Source organism: Glaciecola siphonariae (assembly GCF_042652645.1).
GTDB lineage: Bacteria > Pseudomonadota > Gammaproteobacteria > Enterobacterales > Alteromonadaceae > Glaciecola > Glaciecola siphonariae.
Genome location: NZ_JBHSGU010000029.1, coordinates 52,487 through 68,015 on the forward strand (window position 1 = coordinate 52,487; position 15,529 = coordinate 68,015).

Here is a 15,529-nt window from a genome sequence, read left to right on the forward strand (position 1 = left end):
GGAAGTGTTACAAAACGTGTATATCGCAAATTTGCTCATGTATTTTGACTTTCATCAGCGCACCCATAGCGTATTGCGCTCAAGTATTGTTAGCGTTTTAAGGACTTATAAATACACATTACACGCTTGTGCTCTAGAGCTTTTTGCTTAAAATCTCTGACTTGCGACTAGGGCCTGCTTCATGGGTGGCACCGAGAAAAACAGGCATGTACTCTTTGCGGGCGCTCATCGTTTTCAGGCTTCTCGATACCCACCAATAGCTTAAAAACGTAGCACAAAAACTCAGTAAAATAACAAGCGGTTCAGCTAAGTTGGTCAAGGTTTGCAGCGCCGCGGCGCTTAGTACTAATGCTAGTACCGGCACCAAATACATCCATGCGGAGGCACGCAGAAGATGTTGCTCCGCAATGCCAATTTTTACTGTTTGCCCCACAGATAGAGGGTGCGGCGTGGGAATTTTGAGATATTCGGGTTTTGGTGTAAATGCCTTTGCTACAAGGCCAGTACCGCAGTTATCGTTTGCAACGCAGCTGCCGCAGGTAGTTTTTACTTTGGTTTCTATCCAAGCGTGCTCGCCTTCAACACCTACCACCGTGCCAATTTCTTCAATCATATACACCACCGGCCGCACAATTGAATTGGTTCTGACAAAACTTGCATAAACGCTCAGCCATTAGGGTCATCCACAATCACAATCGAATTGGCAATTTTGTCTGCGGTAGGCACCGGAATCTCTCCTACTACGGTCACTTGTATGCGTCCATCGGTTTTAGACACAACCGCATGACTGCCCGACGCAACAGATATATCTTCGGTGATTGCCGCATTAGCCGGCAAGACGTACACCGACACGTCGATGAGTCCGTCAGACAGCAGCATATATTCGGTAATTTGACCCGTGCGCTCTATTCTATGCACATCTTGTTTGAGCACTCTCATGCCCTGCGGCAGATAACTTGCACGCCACATTAAATCTCGTTCAGAGGCAGTAGTGCGAGCCTTAACTTGAGGTAGTTGGTCAACTGAAAACTGTGCAAAGATTTGATTCACGTTTTCTGACACCGTCAGTTGCGTCACTTGTATCTGTTCCAGTAGGCTATTGTCTAAATCGTACATGTCTACTTTCAGCAGCAAACCGGTTTGTTCGTCGAGCCATAAATGGTAGCCATAACGTGTTTTATCTTTGCTAATAACCCTTATTTGTTGTGCCATGCGCCCCGCAACGCGATTACGGCCCATTAACAACACGTCATACGCTTCGGCAAAGCTCTGCCCCTCATATACAAAGGCCTGAGGAATAGGCCCTTGAACGCTTGTTCCTTGCACACTGTAGGGCGGAAACCCGGGTTCAAAAATACTTACCTTTCCCTGATGAACCACCTGCTCAAAGCCTGGCCCATTGAGTAAGCTAAGTTGTTCGATACTTGAATTATCAGGCATTTTGCCGCGCCGCCACATATAAGGCAGTGTTTCGCGCTTATTTGCTGAAACGACATATACAATTTCAAACGACAATGATTTAACTTGATGCGTGAGCCTTTTCATCCAAGACTCAGCGGAGAGTGGGTCAAAGACAAACGATATGGGCGTATCTGCGTCTTGGCCTGCTTGTGTTTGTTCTGGTGCTTGTGCTTGTTCTAGTACTTGTGTTTGGTCGGGCGTTTGTTCAGGTACTTGTGTTTGGTCTGGCGCTGATGCTTGTTCTGGAGGTTGCGCTTGCATGTCGTTAGATGCTTGCGCAACAGCAAGGCTGTTAGCGCCAAACATAGACGTCAGAAACATGAAAGATAAGAGCATAAAAAAACCGGCAAGTGCGCCATAAGCGCGCTTAAACCGGTTTTGTCGGTCAAGTAATGACATATCGGCTAGGGCTGAGCCTCTTCATCTTTAGCTTGACGCTTAATTTCTGGCTGCTGTTGACTTGGCACCTGCTTAAACATTAACTGGCGCTCATGGTCTTCAATCATCGCGTTAATCTGATTGCGCTGTTGCAACAACTGCTCGTAGCGTTCTTGCCCAGCCGGCGCTATTTGTCTGGTTCTTTCACCACTTACTAAGCCTAGGCCGCCCTGAGGACCAATTACCGGGGGCGCTGTCGCGAACGGTTGAGATACTTCTGGTTGGTTATAAGTTTGGTAACCAAAAATAACCATTGCAGTGACGCTTGCCACCATTGCTAACTGCGCGCTCTGGCCTGCAATTGGAATCACTGCCGACACAACTGGGAGGTCTCGCCATGTGCGTTTGGGTGCTAGTATGGGCATTTCTTTGTCGAGTGCCGCAGCTACCTGCTCGCTTACGTCAAAACTTATATCTTGCGACATGTCGTTTCGCAATAGATCCCGCGTTAAGTGATAGCTCTTCCACTTTTGCTGCAAAATGGGATCTTCAAGCAGTTGATTGCTTTGTGACAAATCATCACTTTCACCATCAACAATTGCAGATATGTTTTCAAATTCTTGTGTCATACACCTTTTCCTGCTTTAAAAAGCATTGTGTTGGTTTTTTGAGCGCTTTGTAAGTGTACCTAAAAACCGACAAACACCCAATTAAATCTTTCGACTGCCTAAATTCAATATGGTTTCATTAGTTTTGAATTAAGGGCACAATCACTTTGTCTATTGCTTCCCTAGCACGGAAAATTCGCGAACGAACCGTTCCAACAGGACATTCCATCACGCCCGCTATTTCTTCATAACTCAAGCCTTCAATCTCTCGCAGTGTAATCGCTGCACGCAAATCGTCTGGCAGACCCTCAATAGTAGCGAAAAGTTTTTGCTGCAGCTCTTCAGACAGCAATGCACGCTCTGGTGATGCGTTTTCTCTAAGTGCATCACTTCCATCATAGTGATCGGCCTCTTGTGCATCTACGTCGCTCGCAGGCGGTTTACGGCTTTGCGAAGTGAGGTAGTTTTTAGCACTGTTCACTGCAATACGGTATAACCAGGTATAGAAGGCACTGTCTCCCCTAAAGTTAGGAAGCGCACGATACGCCTTAATAAACGCCTCTTGCGTAACATCTGCGACATCACCTGAGTTTTTCACGTAGCGAGATACAATATTCATCACTTTGTTTTGGTGTCTTATTACCAGTAAGTTAAATGCATTTTTGTTTCCTTGCTGCACTAACTTAACCAACTCGTTATCTGTTTTTTGCTCGCTCATTAAAGCCATTACTCCTCATATATGTCATACCATGGCTCCGGCAAGTGTCTATATTGACCGACACATTTTCATTAAGTTCGTTATTAGGCCAATTATATATAAATAATCGAACAATTGTATTTTTGCACCGAAACATTAGTATTAACGTTCTCTATAGTAGACCTTAAAACTTCGGACTCCCTTTCATATGTCAAACACCATCGAACACCGCTGCGACCTTTTGGTTATAGGCAGCGGCGCGGCCGGCTTAAGCTTAGCCTTAAAAATGGCCGAACATTGCAATGTGATTGTGCTGAGCAAGAGTGATATTAATGAGGGCAGTACTCGTTATGCACAAGGGGGCATTGCAGCGGTTTTTGATGACGACGATAGTATTGAGAGCCATATTGCCGATACGCTTAACGCTGGCGCGGGTATTTGCGACGAAAGCGTTGTGCGCTTTACCGCTGAAAATGCAAAGGCGAGCATGCAGTGGCTAATTGGCAGAGGCGTTCCGTTTGACCAAGAAGAGGATGAAAATGGCAATTTGCGCTTTCATTTAACGCGCGAAGGCGGACATTCGCATCGTCGCATTTTGCATGCTGCCGACGCCACCGGCGAAGCCGTTCAGTCTACCCTGAGCGAAAACGTAAAGCGTCATCCAAATATTCATTTGTTTGAGCGTTATAACGCCATTGATTTAATTAAAAAACACAAATCAGACTCGCGCTGTATTGGCGCGTATGTTTGGAATCGTAAAAAAGAACGCGTTGAAATTATTCGAAGCCGCTTTATTACCTTGGCTACCGGCGGCGCCAGCAAGGTCTATCAATATACATCAAATCCCGATGTGTCGAGCGGCGACGGTATTGCCATGGCATGGCGGGCGGGCTGCAAAATTGCCAATATGGAGTTTAATCAGTTTCATCCTACCTGCTTGTATCATCCCGATGCGGGTAATTTTTTAATCAGCGAGGCTTTACGCGGCGAAGGCGCATTTTTGTGCCACCCAGACGGCACGCCCTTTATGCACAAATTTGATGAGCGTGCAGATTTAGCGCCACGAGATATTGTGGCACGCGCGATAGATTACGAGATGAAACGCTTAGGCGAAGACTGCATGTATTTAGATATAAGCCACAAGCCCACAGATTTCATCGTAAAACACTTTCCTAATATTTATCGCAAGTGCCGTGCATTGGGCATAGATATTACGCGTCAGCCCATTCCTGTTGTGCCCGCGGCGCATTATAGCTGCGGCGGAGTGCTCACCGACCTTGACGCTCGCACCAACCTAGATAATGTGTATGCAATTGGCGAGGTGGCCTATACGGGTTTGCACGGCGCAAATCGCATGGCAAGCAACTCGCTGCTTGAGTGCGTGGTGTTTGCTCACTCGTGTGCAAAACATATTTTTGAGCATTTTGATGAGCCGCATGAACTCGGCGAAATAGAGCCATGGGATGAGAGCAGAGTAATTGATTCGGACGAGGCGGTAATTATTCAGCACAATTGGCATGAACTACGTTTGTTTATGTGGGATTACGTTGGGATAGTGCGCACCAATAAACGCCTTGAGAGAGCAATGCGGCGTATTAACTTACTCAAACAAGAAATAGATGAGTACTACAGTAACTTTAAAGTTAGCAACAATATGCTCGAACTACGTAACTTAGTATGCATAGCCCAGCTTATTGTTATGTGCGCCATGCAACGAAAAGAAAGCCGCGGGCTACACTACAACTTAGACTATCCTGAAATACTGGCAAAGTCGGGCCCAACGGTTATTGAAAAAACCTTGCAGTAATGTTTATGTGTAGTTGATTTAAAAAGCTCGTACCGACGACTCGTCGAGTTTCTAGGGGGATTACAGTACGTTGAGTTCGAGGAAACGACGTAGTATTAACTTGCGTTTTGTGCAATGAAAGAATATGTGAACAAAATTATGAAAATACTCAACCATATAATCTCATCTTTGTCTTTTATAAAGAATTGGACAGATGAAACGCAAGAGCAATGGCTAGCCCTTCGTCGTATGTCTTTTTTCCGGTTTTTCTTTGCCACTAATATTCACATATTTACCACTCTTATTTTTGTAGGCCTACAAATCGCAACTTGGGCAGGCCTTTCTTATAGTGAGCTAAGTGGGGTATTAGGATTACTCAAAAACGTAGTTATCGCGGTCTTTTTGGGGGTGCTGCTTGCGCTTATTCTGAAGTTTTTTACTCAACTGTCTTACACCCGAGCTCTCAAAACTAAAAAGTTAAGCCGGTAGCTACTCATTCATACTCTCAAAGCGGGGCAATCACACCTGATATGTGTTGCCGCGTTTTATTGCTGCGCTGTTTATCGGCCTCTCCGTTGAGGCTAAAGTGCAGCGTGCGCTCTTGCGGGTATTTCGATACGCTCAAACGCGTTTTGCTCGGAAGCAAAATCGGCTGCTTAAATACCGCCCGTATTGATGTTGTCTCACATACATTGCATTGTGTATTGGCGGCTACCAGCGACACCGACTGAGCATGAGAATTCATGCCGTGTGCTATGGCTTGTTTAAATCCAAAAAATCGTGAGGTAAGCGGCCATAAGTGAATGGGGTTGTAATCGCCCGATGCTTTGGCATATTGGCGTCCGGCGTTCTCTTCAAATACTAACTCGCCTATGTCTTCATTTTCACTGGCTATATTGGCTGATTGCTTTGAACACAATAACTCAGACTCACTAAATAGCTTTGCGCTGCCCATACCTTGCTGATTCACCCTCGCTAAGTAGTAGCTGGTGGCTTTAATGGTCACAACGTCGTTTTCGCAGGCCTCTGAATGAAGCTCAAATACCATGCCCCGTTTATGAGAAAATACATCACCAAAGTATGTATTAAGCGTCAGATTGCTGCTGTTTTTAGGCAGGCTTATCACGTTAATTTTATTGGCAATATGCACCAGCCCAAGTGCTTTGAACGGAAACGGGGACTGCGTCATCATACTAAGCTGCATTGGCAAGGTAAGCACTTGTATGTAGTTAGGATGCATATACCCATGCATTGCGGCAGGCCAATTTACTAGTCGGTGATAGTTGTCAAAATGCGCAGGTAAAATACGATGTTGTTGGCTTAGCACCTGCTGAGGCATGATAAGCGATGAAGCGGCAAACGCGGGCGGGCGGTAAATGGCGGCTTTTGCCAATGTTGCTAACATGTACGCTCCTTATGCTCCGCGTTCAGTAATGAACCAATTAATGTGTCGATGCAGCGCACAAAAACTTCGTGTGTCGAGTTGCCAGCGGTGCAAAAACATTCGTTTAAACGAGGCCTTATCGCCCTCTCCTGCTCGTTTTAAATACAACCATAAGCAATAAGAGTTTGCCTTGCTGCGCGCATCTATCGAATAACTTAGGTCTTGCTCACCGCAGTAAATTTCGCTCAAAGTATTAGAATCATGATCCAGCAAAAAATGTTGCGCTTTCAAGCATGCTTGGCCTTGCTGCTGTTTTTGCCATCGCCGCCAGCTGCGAGCCATTATACTGCCAACATAAGCAAGTATTGCAGCCCACATGAGGCTCAAGATGGCAGTTAGCATTAAAGGCATATCGGCGCTTAATATTCGAACTAGGCTGACTAAAAATAGCAAAAACACCACTAACACATTCACAATAAGTTGTGCATTTATAGGCGTTTGCTTCACTAAAATATCCATTTTTAGCCCTCACCCACCTCAGTTTACTGAGAGCTTCACCCTGCTAAGAACTAGCTGTACCATTTCGCTAAGCTCTGGGTCTTGACAAGGTTTGTGTCCCATAAACCATGCGAATAAATCAGGATCATCGCAGGTTAAGAGGCGCTCAAAGGTGAGTTGCTGATGCTCTGATAATTCGTCAAAAGCTTGTTCCACAAACGGTAAAAACAGCACATCGAGCTCTAACATGCCGCGACGACAAGCCCATTTCAGCCTAGCAATTCGCTTTGCTTCAAACATTTACAATCCTCATGTACATCAATGTGTGTATTTAAGCGTAAAGGTAGCACATTATGCATCGCTTCAACACTGCACTTTTGCTCGGGGGAATCATGTAAACACAGGGATTAAATTTAAGTTTTTGTAAGCTTGCAAATTGGCATACAAAGCCCCATGTTAGCGGTATTGCAGGTAAAAGAACTGGGAAAAATAGTGAAGTCATTTTTAGTAGCACTTGAGCATCTGAGCGTCATCAACATTGCCGGTCAGCAGTGTAAAGAATATTTGCACGGGCAAATCACCATTGACACCAAACACTTCGACGCGCACACCGCGCGTTTTGGCGCGCATTGCGATTTCAAAGGTAAAATGTGGGCAAACTTTATTGTAAGTGAATACAACGACAGTTTTCATTTGCTCATGCCAAAATCTGCGGTTGCTGAGAGTCTGACGCAGTTTAAGAAATACGGCGTATTTTCAAAGGTAGATATTGCACAACTAGAACAAGACTGGTCGGTATTTGGCGGCGCAGGTGCTGAGCTCAAAAGTGATTTACAGGCGCTCTTTCCTAATCTAGCCAGTGACCATCTTAGCCACGTCGCCAACGAATTCGGTCAGGTGATCACATTTAACGACACTAGCGAGCGCTATTTAATAGGGCTTAAGCCCGATGGTGCGCAGCGTCTTAAGGATTTGTCGGCATCTTACCGCAGTGCCTCTACCAAGGAGGACATCATGCTCTGGCATAAGCTAGAGATATTAGCGGGCATCGGTTTTATTGAAGGTGCTACAGTAGGCGAATTTGTACCACAAATGTTTAACTTGCAGGCTCTTAACGGCATTGACTTCAATAAAGGATGTTATATGGGTCAGGAAGTGGTCGCTCGCACTAAATTTTTAGGCAAAAACAAGCGAGCCTTGTACATACTCCAAGCCATTAACACCAAAGATAGTGTCGAAACTCAATCTGAGACAGACAAGCACGCAATGAACATCAGCGCCTCAGATATACTGGAAAAACCCGTTGGTGAAAATTGGCGAAAGGCCGGTACGGTTATCAATAGCGCAGCGCCTAAAGGCGAAGCCACTCTGTTGTTAGCCGTGTTGCCAAATGACACCGAGGTTGATGATGTGCTACGCTTGAAAACATCACTGAGTGAATTCAGAGTCATGCCGCTGCCCTATGCGCTTGAATAGAACTCACCGAAGTGCCCATTTTTAAATAACCTTACAGGGAAACTTAATGCTTATAGCCGACAACAATGTGGTTACCATTCACTACACCGTAAAAACAGCCGAAGGCGACGATATAGATTCGTCAACCGACTCAGAGCCTCTTGCCTTTATTCAGGGCAGCAACTACATGATTGCAGGGTTAGAAGAAGCACTTTATGGCAAACAAAAGGGCGATGCATTTGAAGTTACCGTTGGGCCTGAAAAGGCTTATGGTGAGCGTCATGAACAGTTAATTCAAAAAGTCCCTCTCAACATGTTTGAAGGTATGGATGTTGAGGTAGGAATGAGCTTCAGGGCCACTACCGACGACGGTGAACAGTCTGTGATCATTATCGACAAAGATGAACAACACGTCACCGTAGATGGCAATCACCCGCTGTCGGGCCATACACTAGTATTTGACGTATCGATAGAAGACGTAAGAGCGGCCACCGATGAAGAGCTCGAGCACGGTCACGTGCATGGCGCTGGCGGCTGTGGTCACCAGCACTAGGCATTAGCTTTATTGGCAAGCAGGACGCTTAGCTTAAAGCGTCCTCGTTTTGTTCTCCTGTGCGAATGCGCACCGCTTGTTGTACATCAAACACAAATATCTTGCCGTCGCCTATTTTGCCGGTTCGAGCGGATTCGGTGATGGCCTCAACAACGCGGTCTACCAAATCGTCACTCACCACAAGCTCAACTTTTATTTTGGGTAAGAAATCTACTTTATATTCAGCACCTCGATAAAGTTCAGTATGCCCTTTTTGTCGCCCAAATCCCTTTACTTCGGTAATAGTAAGGCCAGATATTCCCATACCCGATAAACTTTCTCGAACGTCATCCAACTTAAACGGTTTAAGGATTGCTTCAATCTTTTTCATTTAATTACTCATTATCGTAAATGGTTGGAATTGGAATGCGTTTGTGTTGTGTTTTCAAATAAATACCAATAAGCTTTTCATCAACTGCTTTATCGCTGCTCTTGTTCTCGAGAAAATCGTCAATTTGATCATAACTCAAGCCTAGAGAGGCTTCGTCTGCTAGCTGCGGATTTAAGCTTTCTAAATCGGCGGTTGGCGCTTTAGTAATTACCTTTTCAGGGGCGCCTAAAAAGCTCGCCAATTGACGAACCTGACGTTTACTCAAACCAAATAAAGGTGCAAGATCGCATGCACCATCGCCATATTTAGTATAAAAGCCGGTAATATTTTCAGCCGAATGATCAGTGCCCAGCACTAAGCCTTTTGTAAGTCCTGCAATGTCATACTGCACCGCCATACGAGAACGCGCTTTTGCATTACCTTTAACAAAGTCGTCGAGGCTTTCATCTGCGCTGTATGCGCCGGCTTTTACAAGTGCCCCTCGCGCACTGCTATGAATAGCATCTGCGGCATCTTTGACATTTGCTGTTACTGATAATGAGGGCTGTATAAAATCAATAGATAGCTGTGCATCGGCCTCATCGGCTTGCTCGCCGTAAGGCAATCGGACCGCGATAAACTGATAATCACCAGCGCTTTGATTAAGCTCATTAACTGCCAGCTGCGCCAAACGACCTAAAGTACATGAATCAATGCCGCCACTAATACCCAAAACAAGGGTCTTTAAACCAGAAGACACAAGCTGCTGTTTGATAAATGAGACGCGACGAGCCACTTCAAAAGCCGGGTCAATTTCCGGCTGTACTCGCATCTCTTCAATAATTTGTTGTTTCAAAGCAAGATGCTCCTATAAAAAATGAATCAGATGAGTGACTTATGCTAGGTATACGTTAAACTAAGTACTTTAATTTAATCATACCTATGGGGCGATGTAGTTCATGTATAGTGTACTCGCTACAAATGGGGGTTTGAAGTGATAAATGATTTAAGAGCTAAAAAACGTCAACGAGGCGTGACATTGCTAGAAATGCTAATAACGCTGGCAATCGCGGCAATCATATTGACGCTCGTCGCGCCAAATATTCAGTCGATACTAACGAGAAACAAGATCACCGCCGAGATAAATGAAATGAGCGGCTTGTTGCAGTTTGCTCGGTTTACCGCTATTGACGAGCAAACCAATACTATTGTGTGCCCTACATCAGACTTTTTGGCCTGCACAAATGATTGGGATTCACCTAAGATGGTTTTCATAGATGACAATGCAAATGGCACAAGAGATGACGCTGATGAACCACTTCTGCTAAGTTCTCAGTCTATTTCAGCGACTAACACCATGACCTCTTCAGAGAATTCTATTGTGTTTTTCGACTCGGGTGCAGCCTCGGCAGCGGCTGAAATAACGATTTGCCCAAACTCAAACGACGCGACATTTGCCCGAGCGCTGCTTGTGAGTTTACAAGGCAGAACGCGCGTTGCTGTTGATAACAATAACGACGGCGTCGTTGAAATAGCATCGGGCGCAGCCATAAGCTGTCCGTAATAAGGTATCTAAAGACTAAAACAAAAACGCCGCATCATTGCGGCGTTTTTGTTATCTCATATTGTATGTCGGACGCTCATTGTTAGCTTACAGCCAAAGCAGAAATTTAACAGCTCCAGCAAAATTCGCCCGCAGCGATGTTGCCATCGCCGTTTCTATCCCAGCCCTTGCGTCCATCACTAAATAAATGCAGTGTGCCGTCACCCTCAACCACCGTCCCAGTTACTGGCGTAGCGGTGATCTCAAAGGTTAATCCATTCGCACCAACCGTTACGATTTCCAAGTCGTACCTGCGGTTCGCAAAGTCTTCAGACGCCGGGGAATGTGCAGAAAAAATAGCCGGTGCACCGGTGTCTCCACCCCCAGCGGCTGCGCCTGCATAGGTAAAGTTAGAGGCACTGTGTCTTTCTAAGGCGCTTGCAAAGGCCATTAAATCAGATTGTGCCGCCCCACGAGCGCTTGATGCGATCATGCCTTGATAACTAGGGTAGGCAATGGCTGCAATAATCCCAATAATGGCGACCACTATCATAAGTTCAACAAGGGTGAAGCCCTTGTTTTTAGTGCTACATTTTGAGCTGTGTTTTATGCTTTGAACTGTATTGTACATGCTATTACTCTCTAACTATTGAAGACAATAGAGGCGACCTAGGCCGCCTCGTCTATTTACTATTGCTGTGCTCAATTATGGCTTAATTGCGCTCAACTTCGGTCTTCCATGTGTCTTTTTGTACGCGCTCAATGCCGCCGAAAATCTCCTGCATAAGGCATTGGAAATCGCCTGCGCAAGGAACCACATTCCCGTTCTCATCTTCTGGCGGCTCAGGGTCTGCGCATTCAGCGCCAAAGCATATGCTTTTATCTTCGCCGCCACCGCCGCCAAAAATAAAGGTTGGTGGAGGTGCAATACCGGTTTGCTCTAGCGTAGAGAATCTATCGCCTTTATCCTTATCATTATTATTGTTCAAATCTGTCACCGCGTTCGCATTAAACAAATTCACTAAATAAGCACGGCTATTACCAGAGGGCGGAGCACATAAACTTGAACTACTTGCCGCTGGCACATAAGTGGTGAACAAAATTTTATAATCGATAATTAGAGGGCTAGATAGTACCTTCTCACCGCCTGAAGTAAGGCGAATATACCAGCCGTCTTTATCAACAAATGCCTGACTCGCTAGCGCTTGTTCGGCCGACGTGCCGGTTGTTGATAAATGATCGGTCGCATCATAAAGTTTTGTCAGGTCTACAGTCGTTGCCGGGAAACTGTATTCGCCCAACGAATTCTGTATAAACGTACCCTTATCTTTAATCATATAGAAGTTGTCGTTAATTGTTGTATTAAGCGGTCCTGCGCGGAAGCCCGAACCTAGAGCAACGGCAAAATATTGCTCATCTCCTAAAACAACTTCAGCCACATCAGGACCGTAATAGAAACGGCGATTATCCGCAGCAGCATCACCACCAAGGCTAGCCAACAACTTACCTTTAACTAAGGTACCTACCCCATTCCCGTTGTAAATATCGAGTCGGAACAACTGCCCGCCGGTATCTGCTACATACATGTGATCAGCAAGCCCGTCGTTATTGCGGTCAATCACCGATATACGTGCCGGAATTGAATATTTCATATCTGCTAACTGCAAGTTGCCTGAGGTGTCGCTTGCTTCCCAAAGTTTTGCGCCTGTATCAGCATCTATCATGTAAACACTGTTACCAATGCTATCGGGGGCGCGCGACTGCCTATTATCCTGGTCTTCGTCGTAGCCACCGCCAATAATAATAACGTCTTTTACGGTTCCACCAATCTTAACTTTGGTAATGATTGGACGAGACCAAGTTTGACCTAGGTTTTCAAAGCCTGTTGAGCCGCCGTCAATCTTAAATACTAACTTAGGCGCAGTTTTAGACGTTACGTCAAAAGCGTAATAGTTGTTCCCTCCGCGGCGCATACCCAAGTATAAGTATTTTTTACCGTTAGCTTCACGATAGACTAGGTCGCCGTCAAGGCCGTAAACATGACTAAAGCTTGAGCGGTTTTCGTAAAACTTATGCAAATTACCTAAGAGTTCGCGAGGCATAATTGCAAAATTTTCTTCGCCAGTATCTGCATCAAAAGAGTGTAAAAATCCATGATTGGTTGCCACAAATACCGCGGATTCAGTCGATGAATAATTCACTATAATAGGTTGCGAGTGGATGGGGTCGCCCATCATAAAATTGATGTCGGTGCGTTCACCGTCACCATCTTCATCAAAAACGTCCACGCCTCTGGCCCATTTTAATAAGTTTTCACGCAGGGTTGCAGAGTCCGGTTCGGTGCTTATGCTCAAATCGTTAATGGTTATTGACGAATTGGTTTCATTAAATTTATTCGCCTCTAAAGCAATACTGCTATTTGGCGCATCACCAAATACATAAAGCTGTCTAACCAAATCGAGCTTGGAGGCAGCGCCGCCTTTTCTCACATCGTTTCCATCAACTTCGGTTGACCAGATACTTTGCGACTTTTCGTCAAAGAAGCCAGTTGTAGTGTTAACCGCAGGCTTACTCGCGGCATCTAATACCGTATTGCCTTTGATTTTATATTTTTTCAAATTACCCGGCCAGCGCTGCCCTTCTTCCGGTCTAAATAAGGCAAAATACAAATCCTCTTTGTTAGTTAAGCGATTGAGCTGATTAACTGCAACGCCCGGTGATACAAAGGTTGTGTTTGCATTTTTAACTTCACTTAAAATAGTCGTAAATGCTTCAAGCAATTGTTCACTGTTGTCAGCCTTATACCAACTTCCGCCGCCTGCTTGTGCTAAGTCTTGCAAAAAGGTGTTGGCAACGGTGTCGGCAGCAAACCCAATGGTATGAGTTTGAATGACCCTGTCGATGACCGAGGTTTCTTTTTTAGAGATGTTGCTCGCAAGATCTACTCCACACTCTTCACCACCTGAACCTGTGCATGGCGCTCCTAGCAAGGTCGCAATTTTACCTTGGCTATGATTATTATTGGCGCGCCCGTCAGACAAAATTACGATGTGGTTGTTAACTTGACACTGCAGATTTTGTACCGGTGATATATAGGTCGCGCCTGTGGGGATATATTCGTCCACACAGTTGTTGCTGCTTAAATTAATGTCTGAACAGCCAAAGGGGCGCACAGCATTGCTACCTACATATGAATCACGGTGACTCACGCGAGTGCTACGGCGCACTATCGCCTCAATACCCGGCTCGCCGCGCTTGAGCCCGTAATCAACGCTTAACCCACCATAGTAGCGAGTAGCCTCATAAAGGGTATCAACAATGGGTGTATAGCCATTGGTTGTTAACTCATTTACTCGGCTTATTAAGTAATCCCGTACAGTAGATGAATTACCCGGGGTTGCATTACCGCTGAACTCAATATGAAGCTTCGCAGCCCCACTTCCGCTGCCGTTTACTGTGTAAGCGGCTACCCCATCACTATGAAAATCTGACATAACAAGCGCTAAATCACTGCGTGGCGTCCAGCCACTGCGGTTAACTATTTCCTGTATTACATTACTGATATCTGGACTGCTAAATTCAGAATCTTTTGCTTGATAGCCAATGTTAGACCAATTCAACGACGCGCCTGTCTTCGGTTTATTTTGTAAATGGTCTTTTTCAAGAATATCAAAAGGAGCAACGTCATCCTCGGCAACGCCGCGGATAGTCATCTTCGAATTATTTGTGCCTTGGTTAGCCGCACTGGTGAACGTAACATACGCCTTAGAAATAGTTGCGCCATTAGGAATGTTAACGTTAGTGAATCGCAAACCTATATTGTTGTTACTGCTAGTGCGAAAGTTAAGTTGGTTACCTGTATTGTTTTCACCATTATTCGCTTCTTCTGCGTTGTCGGCTTGGCTGTCAAGTTGATATACTGGTTCTCCAGATATACATCCAGTTGCTGAGCTATCGTCGTAGCTAATTACGAGTTGTGGCGAAGAGCTTTCACCTTTGTCACTGCTATACACATGGCGTGCGCTGCCAGAAGAATTACTATCGCCTTCAATGATAAGACTCAGCGCATTGCCACCACACCAATCTGAACGACTGATGACCTCCTGAACAACGTTTGCAAAATCAGGGGTGGTTATCACCTCTTTGTCTACAGGGAAATTGTTATCTTGGTCCCATAGCAAAAAAGATGACGTAAGCGTTCGATTTGAGATGTTTTTATTGCTCTGTTCAAATATAGGAGAATTACCCTTGTCTTCTGCACGAATTAGAATATCGCTTACGTCTGTATCAATTTTTGAGCTGGTAAAGCGTAAGTAAGCTTGGGTGATGGTCGCGCCCTGAGGAATATTTAAATCTTGAAAGCGCAGGCCCGTAAGTGTTTTACCGCTGCCGTTGGTGAGTTTCAGTATATCGTTGTTGATATCAACCGAATTGTTAGGCTGTTCTGCGTCATCACCGGACTCTCTTGTATTTAAAATAATTTCTGGCGGTATCGGTTGGTCTATATCGGTGATAGGAAAGAGCACCGGCCCACCAAAATCAGAAAAGCGCATCAATCCGGCGTTGATATTAGTCGCCTCTGAAAGTGCCTTATTAAGAGCTGCTTGAACACGCTGCATTCGCGAAAATGGAGTGCCGTCTTTTTTATTCATACTGCCAGACGTGTCCATGATAAATAAAACATTCGGTTTGAATGTAAATTGAGAAGTGTTGGTGCCTAGGTATATTTCTAAATCGTCGCCGAAGGCACTCAAGTTAACCAGAAAACTTAACGAGAAGGCGCTTAAAGCAAGGGTGAGTTTTTTGATATGCATAGT

16 protein-coding genes are annotated in these 15,529 nt (G+C 45.2%); 5 read left to right on the forward strand and 11 right to left on the reverse strand.

Annotation, left to right across the window (positions count from 1 at the left end):
* Nucleotides 1–133: 133 nt before the first annotated feature.
* The 4 genes from ACFO4O_RS16965 to rpoE all read right to left on the reverse strand — a co-directional run bounded on the left by ACFO4O_RS16965 (nt 134) and on the right by rpoE (nt 3,165).
* Nucleotides 134–613, reverse strand: a complete 480-nt coding sequence (locus ACFO4O_RS16965) for a SoxR reducing system RseC family protein (protein ID WP_382410699.1) — start codon at nt 611–613, stop codon at nt 134–136.
* Between the two features lie 53 nt (nt 614–666).
* A complete protein-coding gene (locus ACFO4O_RS16970; RefSeq protein ID WP_382410701.1) occupies nt 667–1,860 on the reverse strand; it encodes a MucB/RseB C-terminal domain-containing protein in 1,194 nt (397 codons plus the stop codon).
* 5 nt (nt 1,861–1,865) lie between these two features.
* Nucleotides 1,866–2,468, reverse strand: a complete 603-nt coding sequence (locus ACFO4O_RS16975; RefSeq protein WP_382410703.1) for a sigma-E factor negative regulatory protein — start codon at nt 2,466–2,468, stop codon at nt 1,866–1,868.
* Between the two features lie 118 nt (nt 2,469–2,586).
* A complete protein-coding gene (gene rpoE / locus ACFO4O_RS16980) occupies nt 2,587–3,165 on the reverse strand; it encodes an RNA polymerase sigma factor RpoE (RefSeq protein ID WP_382410705.1) in 579 nt (192 codons plus the stop codon).
* 187 nt (nt 3,166–3,352) lie between these two features.
* Between rpoE and nadB the strand changes: the two genes are divergently transcribed.
* Both nadB and ACFO4O_RS16990 read left to right on the forward strand, forming a co-directional pair.
* Nucleotides 3,353–4,951 (forward strand): L-aspartate oxidase, encoded by a 1,599-nt coding sequence (gene nadB, locus ACFO4O_RS16985; protein ID WP_382410707.1) that lies wholly within the window; start codon nt 3,353–3,355, stop codon nt 4,949–4,951.
* Nucleotides 4,952–5,089: 138 nt separating this feature from the next.
* Nucleotides 5,090–5,419 carry a hypothetical protein gene (locus ACFO4O_RS16990; RefSeq protein WP_382410709.1) on the forward strand — a complete coding sequence of 110 codons (330 nt, stop codon included), beginning with the start codon at nt 5,090–5,092 and terminating at the stop codon, nt 5,417–5,419.
* Between the two features lie 16 nt (nt 5,420–5,435).
* On the opposite strand, the gene ACFO4O_RS16995 is transcribed toward ACFO4O_RS16990, so the two are convergent.
* The 3 genes from ACFO4O_RS16995 to ACFO4O_RS17005 are packed head-to-tail and all read right to left on the reverse strand — an operon-like array spanning nt 5,436 to nt 7,112.
* Nucleotides 5,436–6,335, reverse strand: a complete 900-nt coding sequence (locus tag ACFO4O_RS16995) for a MaoC/PaaZ C-terminal domain-containing protein (protein ID WP_382410711.1) — start codon at nt 6,333–6,335, stop codon at nt 5,436–5,438.
* Between the two features lie 9 nt (nt 6,336–6,344).
* Nucleotides 6,345–6,833, reverse strand: a complete 489-nt coding sequence (locus ACFO4O_RS17000) for a hypothetical protein (RefSeq protein ID WP_382410713.1) — start codon at nt 6,831–6,833, stop codon at nt 6,345–6,347.
* 18 nt (nt 6,834–6,851) lie between these two features.
* Complete coding sequence (locus tag ACFO4O_RS17005) at nt 6,852–7,112, reverse strand: FAD assembly factor SdhE (RefSeq protein ID WP_382410715.1); 261 nt, start codon at nt 7,110–7,112, stop codon at nt 6,852–6,854.
* Nucleotides 7,113–7,304: 192 nt separating this feature from the next.
* Here ACFO4O_RS17005 and ygfZ point away from each other — a divergent pair, with 192 nt between their 5' ends.
* Together ygfZ and ACFO4O_RS17015 are read left to right on the forward strand one after the other, a co-directional pair.
* Entirely contained in the window at nt 7,305–8,288 is a 984-nt protein-coding gene (gene ygfZ / locus ACFO4O_RS17010) for a tRNA-modifying protein YgfZ (RefSeq protein ID WP_382410717.1), read from the forward strand.
* Nucleotides 8,289–8,334: 46 nt separating this feature from the next.
* Nucleotides 8,335–8,820 carry an FKBP-type peptidyl-prolyl cis-trans isomerase gene (locus tag ACFO4O_RS17015; protein ID WP_382410719.1) on the forward strand — a complete coding sequence of 162 codons (486 nt, stop codon included), beginning with the start codon at nt 8,335–8,337 and terminating at the stop codon, nt 8,818–8,820.
* A gap of 28 nt (nt 8,821–8,848) precedes the next feature.
* Here ACFO4O_RS17015 and ACFO4O_RS17020 read toward each other — a convergent pair whose 3' ends face one another.
* Both ACFO4O_RS17020 and nadE read right to left on the reverse strand, forming a co-directional pair.
* Nucleotides 8,849–9,190, reverse strand: a complete 342-nt coding sequence (locus tag ACFO4O_RS17020; RefSeq protein WP_382410721.1) for a P-II family nitrogen regulator — start codon at nt 9,188–9,190, stop codon at nt 8,849–8,851.
* Between the two features lie 4 nt (nt 9,191–9,194).
* On the reverse strand, nt 9,195–10,025 hold the full coding sequence (gene nadE / locus ACFO4O_RS17025) for an ammonia-dependent NAD(+) synthetase (RefSeq protein ID WP_382410723.1): 831 nt from the start codon (nt 10,023–10,025) through the stop codon (nt 9,195–9,197).
* 138 nt (nt 10,026–10,163) lie between these two features.
* Between nadE and ACFO4O_RS17030 the strand changes: the two genes are divergently transcribed.
* A complete protein-coding gene (locus ACFO4O_RS17030; protein ID WP_382410725.1) occupies nt 10,164–10,733 on the forward strand; it encodes a GspH/FimT family pseudopilin in 570 nt (189 codons plus the stop codon).
* A 106-nt stretch (nt 10,734–10,839) separates the two neighbouring features.
* Here the strand turns inward: ACFO4O_RS17030 and ACFO4O_RS17035 are convergent, their stop codons facing one another.
* Both ACFO4O_RS17035 and ACFO4O_RS17040 read right to left on the reverse strand, forming a co-directional pair.
* Nucleotides 10,840–11,343: a type IV pilin protein gene (locus ACFO4O_RS17035; protein ID WP_382410727.1), complete on the reverse strand. Its 504-nt coding sequence runs from the start codon at nt 11,341–11,343 to the stop codon at nt 10,840–10,842.
* Nucleotides 11,344–11,425: 82 nt separating this feature from the next.
* Entirely contained in the window at nt 11,426–15,526 is a 4,101-nt protein-coding gene (locus ACFO4O_RS17040) for a PilC/PilY family type IV pilus protein (RefSeq protein WP_382410729.1), read from the reverse strand.
* Nucleotides 15,527–15,529: the final 3 nt, after the last annotated feature.